The organism is Phormidium tenue FACHB-1050 (assembly GCF_014696925.1).
Taxonomy (GTDB): Bacteria; Cyanobacteriota; Cyanobacteriia; order Pseudanabaenales; family Pseudanabaenaceae; genus Pseudanabaena.
Window position 1 is genome coordinate 47908 of record NZ_JACJQY010000026.1, and the last position, 15904, is coordinate 63811.

The 15904-nt window shown below is 43.6% G+C and carries 10 protein-coding genes; 4 read left to right on the forward strand and 6 right to left on the reverse strand.

The features are described 5' to 3' along the window. Entirely contained in the window at nucleotides 1-1419 is a 1419-nt protein-coding gene (locus tag H6G05_RS15625) for an ATP-binding protein (RefSeq protein ID WP_190579137.1), read from the forward strand. A 261-nt stretch (nucleotides 1420-1680) separates the two neighbouring features. Here the strand turns inward: H6G05_RS15625 and H6G05_RS15630 are convergent, their stop codons facing one another. Continuing rightward, nucleotides 1681-2670 carry a peptidoglycan recognition protein family protein gene (locus tag H6G05_RS15630; RefSeq protein ID WP_190579139.1) on the reverse strand — a complete coding sequence of 330 codons (990 nt, stop codon included), beginning with the start codon at nucleotides 2668-2670 and terminating at the stop codon, nucleotides 1681-1683. A gap of 222 nt (nucleotides 2671-2892) precedes the next feature. Here H6G05_RS15630 and H6G05_RS15635 point away from each other — a divergent pair, with 222 nt between their 5' ends. Then, nucleotides 2893-3243, forward strand: coding sequence for a DUF6464 family protein (locus tag H6G05_RS15635; RefSeq protein ID WP_190579141.1), 351 nt, complete (start codon nucleotides 2893-2895; stop codon nucleotides 3241-3243). Nucleotides 3244-3314: 71 nt separating this feature from the next. Here the strand turns inward: H6G05_RS15635 and H6G05_RS15640 are convergent, their stop codons facing one another. The 3 genes from H6G05_RS15640 to ppc form a co-directional block, all read right to left on the reverse strand. Next, nucleotides 3315-3815, reverse strand: coding sequence for an outer membrane beta-barrel protein (locus tag H6G05_RS15640; RefSeq protein ID WP_190579143.1), 501 nt, complete (start codon nucleotides 3813-3815; stop codon nucleotides 3315-3317). Nucleotides 3816-4408: 593 nt separating this feature from the next. After that, a complete protein-coding gene (locus H6G05_RS15645) occupies nucleotides 4409-5455 on the reverse strand; it encodes a Gfo/Idh/MocA family protein (RefSeq protein WP_190579144.1) in 1047 nt (348 codons plus the stop codon). Between the two features lie 113 nt (nucleotides 5456-5568). After that, on the reverse strand, nucleotides 5569-8496 hold the full coding sequence (gene ppc, locus H6G05_RS15650; protein WP_190579146.1) for a phosphoenolpyruvate carboxylase: 2928 nt from the start codon (nucleotides 8494-8496) through the stop codon (nucleotides 5569-5571). A gap of 494 nt (nucleotides 8497-8990) precedes the next feature. On the opposite strand from ppc, the gene H6G05_RS15655 reads away from it, so the two are divergent. Together H6G05_RS15655 and H6G05_RS15660 are read left to right on the forward strand one after the other, a co-directional pair. Beyond that, nucleotides 8991-10226 (forward strand): UbiH/UbiF/VisC/COQ6 family ubiquinone biosynthesis hydroxylase, encoded by a 1236-nt coding sequence (locus tag H6G05_RS15655; RefSeq protein ID WP_190579148.1) that lies wholly within the window; start codon nucleotides 8991-8993, stop codon nucleotides 10224-10226. Between the two features lie 4 nt (nucleotides 10227-10230). Then, complete coding sequence (locus tag H6G05_RS15660; protein WP_190579150.1) at nucleotides 10231-10734, forward strand: ureidoglycolate lyase; 504 nt, start codon at nucleotides 10231-10233, stop codon at nucleotides 10732-10734. Between the two features lie 104 nt (nucleotides 10735-10838). On the opposite strand, the gene H6G05_RS15665 is transcribed toward H6G05_RS15660, so the two are convergent. After that, nucleotides 10839-14588 (reverse strand): HsdR family type I site-specific deoxyribonuclease, encoded by a 3750-nt coding sequence (locus tag H6G05_RS15665; protein ID WP_190579152.1) that lies wholly within the window; start codon nucleotides 14586-14588, stop codon nucleotides 10839-10841. Nucleotides 14589-14591: 3 nt separating this feature from the next. After that, entirely contained in the window at nucleotides 14592-15782 is a 1191-nt protein-coding gene (locus H6G05_RS15670) for a restriction endonuclease subunit S (protein ID WP_190579154.1), read from the reverse strand. Nucleotides 15783-15904 lie beyond the last annotated feature (122 nt).

Sequence of the window (15904 nt, forward strand, 5' to 3'; positions counted from 1 at the left end):
ATGATTAATCTTGAAACCCTTGAGGAATGGTTACTTGCACCCACAGAGACAGAACGGCTTGAATTTAAACAAGCAACACAACAGTATGATTCGACGAAACTGCTGAAATATTGTGTTGCGCTGGCAAATGAGGGTGGTGGTTATATCGTTTTAGGGGTTACCGATAAACGACCTCGCCAAGTCGTGGGTTCTCAAGCTTGGTCAACAGCAGAAGCTCTAAACAAAATTAAAGCCCATATACTTCAAAAACTTAGATTTCGGGTAGACATTACCGAATTACAACATCCGAACGGGCGAGTACTAGTTTTTGCAGTGCCTCCTCGTCCTGTGGGACAAGCATTGGAATATGAGGGAACCTACTTGATGAGAGTTGGTGAAGAACTACAACCAATGACTCCTGATCGACTGAAACAGATTTTTGCAGAAGATCAGGAAGATTGGTTTTCCCAACCTGCCCGACTAGACGCTAGTCCAGATGATGTAATTGCTTTACTCGATACCCAAACTTACTTTGAACTCCTAAAAGTTCCTTATCCAACCACCCGTGAGGCTGTTTTAGAGAGATTACAAAGCCAAGATTTAATCAAACAAACAACTCAAGGCTGGACAATCACTAATTTAGCCGTGATCGTTTTGGCTAAAAAGCTTGACGCTTTTTCTCTCGCATTAGCTCGTAAAGCTCCCCGTGTCATAATTTATGAAGGTTTCAATAAACTACAAACTCGTGATGATAAAACGTGGAACCAAGGATATGCTGTAACCTTTGAAGAATTAATTAGTTTCGTTTACTCATCTGCACCGCAAAATCGTTTTATCGAAGAAGCAGTACGCCAAGAAGTAAAGATGTTTCCGATGCAGGCACTAAGAGAACTTATTGCTAATGCCTTGGTGCATCAGGATTTTCTAGCAACAGGTGCTTCTGTAATGATTGAAATGTATAGCGATCGCGTTGAGATCGCTAATCCTGGCATTCCACCTATTTCCACTGATCGCTTCATTGATGAATACCGCTCCCGCAACGAACAAATCGCCGATCTAATGCGCCGTTTTGGTATTTGCGAAGAAAAAGGAAGTGGAATTGACAAGGTTGTAAGTGCCGCAGAAGGTAATCATCTACCAGCACCAGATTTTCGCGTAGGAGAAACTCGTACCACGACAGTGTTATTTGCTTACCAGACTTTTGATGAAATGAGTAGATCGGATCGCATTCGAGCCTGTTATCAGCATTGCTGTTTGCTATATGTTAGTAACAAACAGATGTCTAACCAGACTTTACGCGAAAGATTTCGTTTGAGTGAGTCAAAAACAGCTACTGTTTCTCTGATTATAAAAGCTACGAAAGAAGCTGATTTAATAAAGATCGATGACTCTGAATCAACTTCTACCCGCTATGCACGCTATCTGCCTTTTTGGGCATGAAAGTGTTTTAACGCAAACCCAAATCAACAGCCTTTGCTTGCTGAACCCCTTATGAAATCGACTAAAAAGTGCTTTAATGCAAACCCAAAAAAGATAAAATAAAGCTGAAATTACTTTATTGGTTTAGTGTTGATTGTGTCGGCTGAGCATCCCCATGTTAGCGATCGCTGCCTCGGTGCATTGGCTGGTACTTTTTAGTAGTTGCTCAAATTAAAGAGGCGGCGCTTTGCGCCGCCTCTTTAATTTGGGATTCTAAAGTGTTTATGAACAGCCAATGGAAATTTCTTTGACTCTGGGATAGGCACTGAGTAACTTTTGGAAAAGATTAAAATTGAAACTGCGAGGATCGATGCGGGAACCTGAGCGATCGACAATTTTGTGAGTAGTAATGCGTTCTAACGGTACATCAGTTTTAGCAACTAACCATGCCAGAGACTGATACTGAGCTTCTGTATATCCACTGTGGCTATAACCATTATGCATTCCATCCTCAGGAGTTTCTAGAGAAATGTGATAGGCGAAGTTATTGACTGAACTGGAATATCGAGGATTAGTCTGGATTGCTTCTTTACCTGAAGAACTTACAAAAACAGAATTTCCTGCACCAAAAGCGCGTTTATCAGGTGGTACAAAATAGATAATCGTTCCATCGATCGCAATTAATGTGTGATAACTAGCCTGATTATCTTCATCGGTATGGAACTGCTGAAAAAAGTTAATGACACTATTTGCCGAGCCGACGGTTTCATGGAGGACAATAATCGGTGGCAGATTTGCAGGGTTTCCTGAGAGGTCTTGGAGATAGCGTTCGCCATAGTTGGAAGCCGCCGCCAATGCAATAATTTCTCTAGGACTATAGTTTAGAGATTTTAGAGAAGAAGGAGCCTTATTTGTATTAGGACTCGGACTCGGATTTGGTTTAGTTTCAGGAGGTGGTAAAGGTTTGCGAAATCTATCCAAAGTAATAGGAATGGAAGTTAGCTTTGCTGGTAATGAGGGACTGGGTGGATTTGCGGGTGGTTTCAGTTCACAGCCTAAAACGGGAGACGATAGATTTATCTCTGGTGAAAACCTAATATTTTGGAAATTTTGTTTTAGCTTTGATGGCGTATTTCGCTGCGTAATTTTTGGGTTAGGTTCCGTAAACTTCGCATCAGCGATCGCCTTAGTCTTAGCTGGTTCAGCATAGATAATTAATATCGTTAAGGTCAGAAAAAAGAAGGCGATCGCCAGTAATCTTTTAAATTGCATAGTTGGTTCTAGAGTTTAGGTCTAACATAAATCTATTTGGTAATTAAACAAACCACAATATTTATATTGAAAGTGTTGATAAGCAACACTTTCAACATAAATATTGGTTTTTGCTTTTGTGAGCAATGGTGTGAGGCTGGAGATCACTATATGATGAGATAGATATCTTTACACTCCAAAATTAAGCGATCGCCAATTTTTACAATTAAACAACTAAACTCTATGGAAATATTGACCGTGCCGACAGAGGTTCGCACTCTCCATCCTGAAAGCACTTTGGGCAAAATATATCTAGACTGGATGCCTCAACCAGGTGACTACATTGATTTGGAAGGTCAAACCTATACAGTCCTAGAACGTCGCCATCGATATCAGTTTCGTAGGGGTAAATACAACTTATTTAGAGTTTTAGTTTATGTACAGACTGCGCCAGAAAATTTGGAGAGAAGCTTAATCAATGGGCGTTGGGTTTTAGGAGATAGCAACTGTCGATATAACGCTGGCTCAGAGATAATGCGTTGTGCTGTCAATCCCAATGGTCCATGTCAAGGCTGTCGTTTTTGGGAAGCATAAAAAAAGGAGTCGCTTAGCGACTCCTTTTTTATAGTTGCAATTTGCCTATAGCAAATTGCAACTTGCTTTATTTAGAATTGAACGCCTACACCCGCTTGGAGGGAAGTACCTGCTGAACCATTGCTTTGACCATTAAATGGAATTACAGCGTTGCTATAAAGTAGAACACGCTTGTTAAGGCTGACTTCTACCCCAGGTTGCAAAGCGAAGGAGGTTTGATTGCCTGTTAAGCTGCTATCTCCACCAACTTTAAATGATGCACCAGCACCAAGATAAACATTAGTGCGATCGCCTACGGGCAAATCGTAGGAAACAGTAGGTACAACAGAAGTTCCACCATTACCAAAGAGAACAGAACTTCTTGCTGAAATTGGTACACCATCAAATTTGTAGCGACCTGCTAAGTTAGCGCCAACTACAGAAGGATTTGTGGCAAAGCTTTGGAGGGAAATACCAGCACCTAAGTAGCTACCAGGTGATTTTACTTCTTCGGCTGAGGCGATCGCACTAAAAGAGGTAAGAACAGAAGTAGCGATCGCAAGTCCTAAAGAGATTTTTGTAAGAGATTTCATGAGCTTGAGTTCCTGCATTGGTTTGCTGTTTGATATGCCTCTTTTGACTGGAGAGAATGGGCATTGTTCCCATAGTTCCCTTAGTACTAAAAAGAGTAGAAATCCTTTCAGGGTAAGGGTTTCTACTCTTTTGAAGAGATTCTATCTCTCTATAATCATGCTAATGGGTGACCCATATCTAAGAAACTTCGCCCAAAAAAGATAGGAGATACTTTGTATAGCAAAAAAAGAGTTAGCTAGTACAAACCAAAACCCAAGAATCGAGCGGCGGCGCGAAGCGCCGCCACTCGATTCTTGGGTTTTATACCAAAACACAAAGTAAAGACGACAGATGGTTATTAAAAAATGCTCGTAAACCCAAACCAATATTTAGAGTGTGAAAATCCCATCTGTCGCCCTATCTAAGTGATTTGGTATTATGTCCTAAGCAAAACTTGCTTTGCTATATCTCCTATCTTTTTTGGAATCATACAAAACCCAAACAGTGAGAGGCGGCGCTTCGCGCCGCCTCTCACTGTTTGGGTTTGATGTCCTGATACAGGTGGCTATAGCTATAAAAGTGTAGAGGCAATTCATGAATTGCCTCTACACTTTTAACAGGTTGCAGCAGTAGCTATTTCACGTAGTTGCAAATCACAACTACGCCAAACTTGACCATCGAGAGCCGTTTGCTCAATTAAACTAGCCAGACGCAAAGTCTTTAAAGCTTGATCGCCGCCAACGGAGGGCTGAGCTTGATCGCGCACACAGGCAACAAAATGTTCTAGTTCCGCGTGTAGTGGCTCAATATTGCTGGTATAAACTTTTTCGATAAAGCCATCTTGACGATAAAGGACTTGACCATAATCAGTTGTCCAGTTAGCTGTAGTTTGACGATAAATCAAAATTTCGTTGTTTAGGAAATCAGATTCGGTGAGCGAGTTAGTGCAATGAGCAGTAATTTTGCGTTTTTTGCGGTGTGTCACCTTGCTAGAAGTAAGCGTGGCAATCACACCATTTTCAAAACCAATTGTGGCAGTTACATAGTCAAGGTACTCAGACTCAGGAGAAACTCGATTACCATGAGCCGAAACACGCACAATTGTTGAAGGAACTAACTCTAAAATAATGTCGATATCGTGGATCATCAGATCAAATACGACCGATACATCATTTGCTCTTTGTGAATAGGGACTCATGCGATCGGCTTCGATCGCCAAAATTGTCTCATGTTTTAAAACTTTGCTCAGCTCTTGAAACGCAGGATTAAAACGTTCGATATGTCCAACTTGGAGAATGCGATTTTGTTCAGTGGCAGTCTTAACTAGGGATTCGGCTTCTTCAATGGTGGCAGCGATCGGCTTTTCGATCAGGACATGAACGCCTGCTTTGAGACAAGTTGTGCCGACATCATAATGTAACCTTGTGGGAACTGCGATACAGACGGCATCAACCAGAGGTAAAAGATCTCGGTAATCTTCAAAGAAAAGCACACGATGCTTGCTAGCAGTATCTCGTCCACGCTCTATACTTACGTCAGAAACTCCAACAAGCTCTGCATCTTTGAGTAAGCTGAGCACCCTTGCATGATGCTGCCCCATATTACCGATACCTATAACACCAACCCTTATGGGATCGTGGAAATTACGATTGGGGCTCATACTCCTCACACACGCTCAGTAAACACGCTCAGTTTGTCCAAAATCGTAACATGGATGTATAACGCTTTGCGTTCTAAATAGAAAGCACCCCTAGGCTAGGGTGCTTTCTATGGTTAGCCTGTATTTCTCATCCCTGCGGCAATGCCATTGATCGTGAGTAATGCACCACGCAACAATTCATTTTTAGAATAGCGCGATCGCAGATCGACAGTATCAGGACGATGTTGACGCAGACGCTTGAGCAAAGATGCTTGGATAAAACCGAGCGGCACAATTGAGCCATTTCGCAGCTGTACTGAGCGCTGTAAGTCGCGATCGCTATCCAGCATTTGTTTTTGACCAGTGATCGCTTGGATTACTGTGCGAGTACGCTGATACTCGGCAAGAATTTCAGCAAATACATCCACAAAAGCTTCTTCAAAGCCTTCTCTGGTTAGCTCCCGCATATAGTGATGTGCGATTTGCAAATCCGTTTTGGCGAGAGTCATCTCCACACGGGAGATCGCAGTTTTAAAGAAGGGCCATTTGCTATAAAAATATTGCAACAGTGATAGATGACCCTCAGGATTTTGTTGGAGAAATTCCTCAAGGGCTGCACCAATACCATACCAAGATGGCAATAAAAATCGGCTCTGTGTCCAACTAAATACCCAAGGAATTGCTCGAAGACTAGCAAGATCGCGTTTGCCTGCCCGTCTAGCGGGACGCGAACTAATTTGTAACTGACTGATTTCTTCGATCGGTGTGACTTGATGAAAAAATTCGACTAGATTGGGTTGCTCGTAAATTAACTGGCGATACACTTGGCGCGATCGCACGGAAATTCCCTCCATCGTATCTAGCCAGCAGTCGAGCGTATCGGTACTGCTAGGTAATAAAGCCGCTTGAATTACTGCCGTAGCGATCGTCTCTAAATTGTAAAGCGCAATTTCGGGTAACGAATATTTGGATGCAAGTACTTCCCCCTGCTCAGTAATCTTGATCCGTCCCTCAATGCTGCGTCCTGGTTGCGCCAAAATCGCCTCATAGGTTGGACCACCACCACGACCAACCGAGCCGCCACGTCCGTGAAACATGCGGAGATCGACTTGATATTTTTGGCAAACGTCTTGTAAAGCACGCTGCGCTTTGTAAATTTCCCAATTACTGCTTAAAAAGCCAGAATCTTTATTGCTATCGGAATAACCCAACATCACCTCTTGGAGATGAGCGTGGCTTTCTAGATAAGCGCGATAAAGAGGTAACTCAAATAATTCGGACATGATCGGAGGGGCGCTTTGCAAGTCCTCTACCGTCTCAAATAAAGGTGCGATGCTAAGCGAACCTTTACCCGTAGCTGGATCGTAAAGTCCCGCCTCTTTTGCCAGTAACAATACTTCCAGAATATCGCTGACACTACGGTTCATGCTAATCACGTAGTTATTGCAAATATCGACGGAAAATTCCTGTTGAACTTTAGCCACCATCCGAAATGTCTCAATAATTTCGTTGGTTTTCGCACTGAAGTTTAGCTTGGCAGGAATCATCGGACGACGAGTTTTTAGCTCTTGTGTCAGCCATTGCACCTTCTCTGGTTCACTAAGGTCGTCATAGGGTTTATCCAAAAGCTGAAGTGATTCGGCAATTTCGGCGATCGTATTGCTATGTTGAGTACTTTCTTGCCGAATATCTAGGTGGGCTAAATGAAATCCATAGACATCAACTTGGCGAATCAGGTTTTCGAGGGGCTTAGGGTTGAGCCTAGTTTCGATTAAACTCGCTTGGATGAGCTTTAGCTCGGCAAGGAATTCGGAAACATGGGTATAAAGCTGATGTTCTTGCCCCTGTGTGGATAACTCCATTTCTGAGGCTTGCCAACCACTATGGCGCAGTTTTTGGTTGCGATCGCGGGTACGTTCGAGCCTCTTTTTGACATAGGCTAATTTGAGGCGATAAGGCTCTTGGCGGAATTTGATCGAATATTTCTCATAAACCTCTGGCAAATGGATTTGGTCATCACCGAGAGAATCTAGCAAGTCTTGAGAAACATCACTGAGACTTTGGGATAGTGACAGTAACCGACTGAGGCGATCAACGGACTTAATGTATTTATTTAAGACGAGATTGCGTTGGTAGCAGGCGGTTTGCCATGTGACTTCGGGGGTGACATAGGGGTTGCCATCGCGATCGCTACCTACCCACGAGCCAAACTTACAAAAATCGTAGCGAGGTAGCTTTAATTTGGGGAAAGTGCTGGAAACTGCCGATGCAATGCGATCGTAAAGTACGGGGATCGCATCAAATAAGACCTCTTCAAAATAGTGCAGTGTATAGTCAGCTTCATCTAAAACCGTGGGCTTGATTTGGTTTAGCTCATCGGTGCGCCACCAGAGGCGAATCTCTTCGGCAATTTGCTCTTGGAGTGAGGCGGATTCCCAGTTTAAGGCGATCGCCTGTGGCGCTAATTCATCCCCCTTAAAGCCGATCAGTCGATCTAACTCCTTGAGCATTTTGGCGATCGTGCGTTGCTTCTCGCGAATTGTATGCCGCACAATTTCGGTGGGGTGAGCCGTAAATACCAAGCGAATATCCAGATTATCTAAAATCTTTTGGATTTGTCGTGGTGGCACATTTAGTTTCTTCAGTTCAGGAAAGAGCCAACGAAATGTACCCACAGGATATTCAGTTTCGCTATTAATCGGGCTAACCCTATATATGCTGGTTTGTTCCTGTTCGTGGTCTTGCTCCACAATATTGATCAACTGAAAAAATAAAGCAAAGGCGCGGGCGGCGGTAGTTGCCTCATGCAAGTCAAGGCTTTCGACAACCTTTAAAACTTCTTGAGCAGGATACTCAGGAGCTTGTCCTTCTGGAGAACACATGGCTCGCAGTTGGCGCAATAGATCGACTAACTCTTGACCGCTTTCTCTTAATAGGACTGATTCCCACAGATCCTCAACCAGCTTTAGACGATATCGCAAACGAGAATTAGCGGCACGCAGATCGCTCTCTATATTGACTATCTGTACCAATGATGCTGACAGTGCTGCTGGGGAACTCATCCAACTTTCTCCAAAATTTTCTTTTTAGTCCAAAATCTTCCTACCTTAAGACCTACTCTTCTGTCGCTCAACTAGCAGTTAGCGATTGTTGTGTTAAACACTTGTAGTTACAGAGTTTGAAATCTTATGTAGGAATCAAGCGTAAAATCTCTATTGTTTTCTATACCATACCAGCCCACCAGTTTGTTAGTTGTAGCGGTTTTTGCTAGTAATCTGCATGACTTTTGCTTAATATTCATTAAGGTATAGAGGTAGGCTTGAGAATAATTTAGGGTGCTTCACGCAAACTATAGCTATAGCCACCTGTATCAGGACAAATCAAAACCCAAATAGTGTGAGGCGGCGCTTCGCGCCGCCTCACACTATTTGGGTTTTATGTCCCAATAAGAATGGCGACACCTATAACGTTAAAAATATATTTGTTTTTGCAATATTTCTTTACAAAATGACGATAATGAGAAATATAGTAAAAATAATTTTAAAAAGCTTAACCAATGTTTGATGTGTTGATTGTGGGTGCGGGAATGGTGGGCGCGAGTTTAGCCTGTGCGCTGGGTGATAAAAATTACCCTGCCGATCGCCCACTCAAAGTTGGAATTATTGAAGCTAACGGTAATTTTTTACGCGGAGAATTTACTGCCGATGGTCGCGCCAGTGCGATCGCCTATGGCTCCAGCCAAATTTGGCGAAACATCGGTGTGTGGGGCGGAATGCAAAGCAGGGGCGTAACCCCAATGCATAGGATCCAAGTCTCCGAGGGTGATTTGCCCTATCAGGTGCAGTTGCGGCGCGAAGATATGGGGCAAGAAGCCTTGGGTTATATAGTCGAAAATTCGGTAACTTTGGCTTCGCTCTGGGAATTTGCGCGGGAATGTAGCAATCTCGAATTAATTTGTCCTGCCAAAATTCTAGATATTGAACTTTTAGATGCTAAATCTGGCAGCGATCGCGATGTCATGCGCGTAAAAATAAGCTCAGATATTGGTGAGCAATATCTCGAAACCAAATTATTAGTGGGTGCTGATGGTGGGCGATCGCTAGTGCGGCAATTAGCCAATATTGCGATCGATCAACGCCCCTACGAGCAAACCTGCATCGTCACTACGATTCAGTCAGAACAGCCTCATCACAATTTTGCCCATGAAAGATTTCAGCCCAGTGGACCCTTTGCAATTTTGCCTTTAGGTAGCGATCGCTCCTGCATCGTTTGGACTGCCACTGCTGAGGAAACACCCCATTTGCTAGCTCTTGATGACTCGACATTCCTGCAAGAGTTAACCAATCGCTTTGGTCATCCCCTCATGGAAAAGCTCGGCAAGATTAAAGTGATTTCCCGTGAACGCGCTAATTATGTTCCCCGTTGGATGCATAGCCAGACCTATATTCATCCCCGTTTAGCCTTAATTGGTGATGCGGCGCATACCACGCACCCGATCGCAGGGCAGGGCATGAATCTCGGTATTCGTGATGTTAATGCTTTGGCAAAGGTGTTAAAAGCTGCCCATCAAAATCATGAGGATCTGGGGGCGATCGCGGTTTTGAAGCGTTATGAAGCTAAACGCAAATGGGATAACTTAGGCGTAATTTGGCTGACTGATATTTCTAATCGCCTATTTTCTAATCATAATTGGTTCTTTAAAGTCTTACGCCGCTTTGGTTTGCTGCTTCTGCAAATCTCGCCACTCAAGCGCATTTTGATGTACTTTATGATGGGCTTACATCAGGTTTGAGAATATGGCGATCGCACATTTACCAACTCAGCTAACCCCGCAATTAATTACGCCTGAAAATTTTCAACCCTATGGGCAAGTAATTTTTCCGACTGATGACAGTAAGCAATTTGATCTGAATGATGCTCAGCTAATCTTATCGGGGATTCCGCGTTTTTACATCATGCACCTCCGCAAAGTTGGACTAAGATTTCACAGCTTGGCGCGGCATCAACAATGCACTCAATGTCTTGGCTCTCTTGCTGGTAAAGAATGGTTTATGGTAGTTGCTCCAGCCTCAGCCCCAGCGGAAATTGATATAACGCAAATTGCGACATTTCGGATCACAGGCAATTGTTTCATCAAACTAAATGCTGGCACTTGGCACGCGGGGCCCCTTTTTGAAGAAGAATTTATCGATTTTTATAATCTGGAATTGCATGACACCAATATCAATGATTATGAGGTCTGTAATTTACGCAAACTTTATAACTTGAGTTTTGAGCTACAAATTCGTTATCTTTCTTAGGGATAGGACTTATGCAAAAGAACGCATCGTAAGGGCAATTCATGAATTGCCCTTACGATGTGGTTCGGGTTTAAAGACATTTTTGCGTAAGTCCTAAGGGACTCTTAACTCTGGGAAATTTCAAACTCAGTAAAGACTTTGGCTTGCTCTAAGACTAGCTCTGTTGCTAGAGCTTCCATATCGGGAGGATAGCCATATTGACGGAGTAAACGTTTCACAGCAACTTTCATTCTGGCTCTGACGCTTTCCTTGAGGTTCCAGTCGATTGATGCGTTTTTACGTATGCGATCGCATAGGACGATCGCCAGTTCTCGTAATTTATCAACGCCCATAACTTCTTGAGCGCTTTGATTGTTGGCAAGAGCATCGTAAAAAGCTAGTTCGTAGGGTTCTAGTTTTAATTCTTCACCTCTTGCTTGAGATGCCTTAGTGTCCTTTGCCATGTTCAGCAATTCTTCGAGGATATCGGTAACGCTGATGACTTGATTACGATAGCGGCGTAGGGCATCTTCGAGAAGATCGGCAAGTTTGCGGCTTTGGACAATGTTGGTACGGCTACTTGCTTTGATTTCATCCTTGAGCAGTTTTTGCAGAAGTTCAACGGCGAGGTTTTGATGTTCCATGCCCCGCACTTCTGCCATAAATTCATCGGAGATGATTGATATATCAGGGCTTTTTATTCCTGCTTCATCAAAAATATTAATCACTGCATCAGATACGAGAGCCTGATCTACGACCTGACGGATCGCGGTTTCGATGTCGTGGTTGCTGAGATTTCCGCCTTCTCCTTCGCCTGTAAGTTTACGGAGACTGGCTTGGATGGCTTGGAAAAAGGAGATTTTCTCAGAGGCGGCGATCGCTTCGGGATGGGGGACAGCTAAGGAATGAGCTTTAGATAGGGCGTTAAGTTCAGAGAAAAACCGATCTTTAATCGTGGGAGTAGCGACATAGTTGGCGGCGTTTTTGAGGATGTTGAGCTTTTCGCCCGTGCTGCTGTCGAAGTAATGCTCATAGGCAAAGTCCGCCATGATCTGCTCGACTATTTCTAGTTTGGCAAGCATTAGCCCCACGGCTACATCTTGATTGAGGGTGAGATCGCCTTTACCGCCACTGTTGGCATAAAAGGATAGAGCTTTTTTGAGTTCGGCGGCGAGTCCGAGATAGTCCACAATTAAGCCGCCTGTTTTCTCAAAGAAGACACGGTTAATGCGGGCGATCGCTTGCATGAGGTTATGACTTTTAAGCGGCTTGTCGATATACATCGTGTGCAGACAAGGGGCATCAAATCCCGTTAGCCACATATCGCAGACTATGACCAGTTCGAGGGAGTTTTCGGGGTCTTTGAGGCGTTGGGCTAGGGTTTGACGGTTGGCTTTGTTGGTGTGGTGTTTGACCAGATTTTCTTCATCGGAGGCATTGGCAGTGAAAACGACTTTAATTTTGCCTGTGGTCAGCTCGTCGCTGTGCCAATCGGGACGGAGTCTGACGATCGCATCGTAGAGATTTACAGCAATTCTGCGGGTCATGGTGACGATCATCGCTTTACCTTTGTTGACCTGTTGCCGCGCTTCAAAGTGGGTCACGATATCTTGGGCGATTTGTTGGAGTCGTTGGGTTGAGCCGACGATCGCTTCAATCCTAGTTTGGTTCGCTTTGGCTTGTTCCCTCTCCCCTAGCCCCTCTCCCAAAGGGAGAAGGGAATCGAGGTCTTCGTCTAGTTCATCGAGGAGTTGACGACCTGTTTCGTCGAGGTCAACTTTAACAAGGCGACTTTCGTAATAAATGGGGACGGTTGCACCATCGGCAACGGCTTGGGAGATGTCGTAAATGTCGATGTAGTCGCCAAAAATGGCGGGGGTATTTTTATCGCTTTGTTCGATCGGTGTGCCTGTGAAACCGACAAAGCAAGCATTGGGTAGGGCATCACGAATATATTTAGCGAATCCGTAGCGGGTAGCTTTGCCTGTGATGTTGCCATTTTCATCTTTGATATCGACTTGTTTGGCGGTGAATCCATACTGGCTACGGTGTGCCTCATCAGCAAGGACGATGATATTGGCGCGATCGCTAATTTTTGGATAGAGACTTTCACCATCGGCAGGGGAGAATTTCTGGACGGTGGTAAAGATAATCCCGCCTGAGTTGGTGTTGAGCAGTTGACGCACTCGATCGTGATTATCTGCTTGTTGTGGGTCTTGTCTGAGGAGTTGCTGACAACCTGCGAAGGTGTCGAATAGTTGATCGTCGAGGTCATTGCGATCGGTCAGCATAACCACAGTGGGATTATTGAGGTTTGGGTCTAAGACCAGTTTTCCTGCGAGAAATACCATTGAGAGGGATTTGCCGCTTCCTTGGGTATGCCAAATTACGCCGCCCTTGCGAGGGTTGCCTTCTTGTAAGGACAAATTGCCCTCTCCCCTAGCCCCTCTCCCAGTGGGCGAGGGGGACAAACTACCCTCTCCCCTAGCCCCTCTCCCAGTGGGCGAGGGGGACAGGAGATCTAGTAGGTTTTGGAGGACGGTTTCTAGGTTTTGGGAGATTTCTTGATTGGTGAATCTTAGAACTGTTAGCCCTAACGAGTTTAGATATTCACTGCGTTGGCGATCGCGTTGCTGTTGTTCTGGTTGATTGTGAATCTCGCCATCAAGTTCGATTACTAATTTGCGATCGTGACAATAAAAATCAACGATGTAGTTACCGATCTGATGTTGTCGCCGAAATTTTAAGCCTAGAAAGCGTTTTGTTCTAACAATTTCCCAAAACACTTTTTCCGCAGATGTTTGATTTTTTCGTAATTCTCTAACTTGTTCTAACAGGGTAGTTACTGCTAATCCTCCTTTGTATCCCAAATTTTCGATACTTTCTGCCCTCTCCCTAAATCCCTCATTTTCCCTCTCCCTAAATCCCTCTCCCAGAGGGAGAGGGACTTCCAAACTCTTGTCCCCCTCCCTCTGGGAGGGGCTAGGGGAGGGAAATCCACAAGCTTTAATGATCGATTCAACGGCTTTATTAACTGCGTAGTATTGGTGATAGGCGGCGATTTTTTTAATCGTGGTAATGCTGACTATGCCAGTATTGAGGTCTTCGCTACGGGTTTTTTCAAATACGGTGAAGTGGCGGATCAGGTCTAGAAGAGTTTGTTTGTTGAGCAGTCCTGTGGTCAAGATTTCTAATTCGTTGATGTGGTTCTCAACCGTGGGTGTTTTCCATGCCGAAAAACGGTTAAAGTCGGCGGTGAGGGAACCTGCACGGGCGGAGAGTCCATCGGAAATTACTAGCAGGGCGTTGTAGGTAAATAGGCTAGGGATTTCGCTTTTGTAGGTTTGTAGTTGGTTATAGGCGGCGCGAAGGTTGGCTTTTTCATCGACGGCATTTTTTAGCTCGATGACAACGAGGGGCAAGCCGTTGATAAAGATGACCAGATCGGGGCGGCGGTTGTGGTTATCTTCGATGACGGTAAATTGATTAACTACTAGAAATTCGTTGTTATCGATGTTGTGCCAGTCGATCGCTTTGACGGGTTCACCTCTGGTTTCGCCGTTTTTCTGATATTCAACGGTGATGCCTTCGGTGAGGTATTTATGGAATATTTCGTTGTTGTTGAGTAGGTCGGAACTGGCAATATTAAAGATTTCCCGTTGGGCTTGGTTGAGGGCATCGGCGGGAATGGTGGGATTAAGGCGATGGATCGATTGTTGTAATCGGTCTTTTAAAACCACATCACCGAAGTTTTCGCGCTCTTGGTCTTTGCCTTCGGGTTGGAGGTCGTAGCCGTGATGGTAGGCATAACCGAGGGTTTGCAAGAGTTGCAGTTGGTATTGTTCGATCTCATCTTCGGTGAGGGTTGATTTCATGGTTTATTCCTTAACGCGGAGTTGACCGCTCATTAGTTTTGGTAATAGAGAATCACGGGTTTTAGTTAGGGTTTGAATTTGTTGTCGAATAACACTTATTTTCTGTGACCAAGCATTATAAAAGCCGCTAAATTTTTCGATTTGTTTTTTTAAAGGAATTATGCACTCAAAATCTTTTATTTGTTGACCGCTAATATGTGGAATTGAAGTGCCTGTTTTGATGAAATCAACATACTTTTCAAACCTATTATTCATTAGTAAAATGTTTATATAGCCTTGAGTATGCTTGTCTTTTGTTCTAAGTCTTGCGACTCTCTGAGCCAAAATTAATGGCAAATCAGAATCTAGAATAATTGTTCTATTCCTACCAACTCTTGAACCATCCATGCCTATTACATAATCATTTACGGACAAGAAATAGTCTGTGTATGAATCTAGATCATATTCCCATCTTTTTTCTGTATCCCATCTCAAAAAACCTAATGAGACATTTTCACCTCTAACTACCTTAATCCCTGAGTTAAAACTATACAATTCACTCTTGAATGGATATCCCATAAATACTTCTACAATATCCCCCAATTTCCCAACTTTCCAACCTTCGGGAATATCGCCGATCGCAGAGGCAACCATCGCACCACCAGATGATTTATAGGGCTTACCGTCTGCATTAGGAAACTCGAAATCTATAAACCAATGCTTAAAGATCGTCTGCGCTATTTGCTCCAAAGTCTCATTTTGTCGCCTCAAGTTTTCAATCTTTGCATCAAGACAAGATAAAACATCAGCAATTTGTTTTTGTTCCGTTGTTGATGTAGGAAATTTTATATTAAGTGTATGTATATGATTTCTATTTAGCGTAGGATTAGCGGAACCACAATCATATTGTCCTAAATTTAAAGTTTTCAAGAAGTAGTAAGCAAACTTAGGATGATTCCCATGAAAATCTTTAACCCATAGTGTTGTATCTGTAGCCCAAAATCGTTTTTCAGAATAAAAAACTGTTCCAAGTGTTCCCTTTCTTCCTATAACAACTCCGTGTGATTCAACCTTATATTCATTATGTTTGCCACCAAAACCAGATGAAAATATAACATCATATATTCCATCTTCGACCATTTGCTTTTTTGTAATATCAAAACCTCTTTGAAATGTTAAAAAATCACCTAGTATCGTCTCCTTCCACTCACTCATAACTCAAAATTCAACCTTTACTATTTCCTTAAAACCCAAAACAAAAAACTTTTAACTCAGCGATTATTTGCCCTCTCCCCTAGCCCCTCTCCCAGAGGGCGAGGGGGACAAGAAAAGCCAAG

Coding starts and splice junctions, on each gene's coding strand:
- H6G05_RS15630 (WP_190579139.1), bottom strand. CDS start 2,670: ATGCAATTTAAAAGATTACTGGCGATCGCCTTCTTTTTTCTGACCTTA.
- H6G05_RS15655 (WP_190579148.1), top strand. CDS start 8,991: ATGTTTGATGTGTTGATTGTGGGTGCGGGAATGGTGGGCGCGAGTTTA.
- H6G05_RS15635 (WP_190579141.1), top strand. CDS start 2,893: ATGGAAATATTGACCGTGCCGACAGAGGTTCGCACTCTCCATCCTGAA.
- H6G05_RS15660 (WP_190579150.1), top strand. CDS start 10,231: ATGGCGATCGCACATTTACCAACTCAGCTAACCCCGCAATTAATTACG.
- H6G05_RS15625 (WP_190579137.1), top strand. CDS start 1: ATGATTAATCTTGAAACCCTTGAGGAATGGTTACTTGCACCCACAGAG.
- H6G05_RS15645 (WP_190579144.1), bottom strand. CDS start 5,455: ATGAGCCCCAATCGTAATTTCCACGATCCCATAAGGGTTGGTGTTATA.
- ppc (WP_190579146.1), bottom strand. CDS start 8,496: ATGAGTTCCCCAGCAGCACTGTCAGCATCATTGGTACAGATAGTCAAT.
- H6G05_RS15640 (WP_190579143.1), bottom strand. CDS start 3,815: ATGAAATCTCTTACAAAAATCTCTTTAGGACTTGCGATCGCTACTTCT.
- H6G05_RS15670 (WP_190579154.1), bottom strand. CDS start 15,782: ATGAGTGAGTGGAAGGAGACGATACTAGGTGATTTTTTAACATTTCAA.
- H6G05_RS15665 (WP_190579152.1), bottom strand. CDS start 14,588: ATGAAATCAACCCTCACCGAAGATGAGATCGAACAATACCAACTGCAA.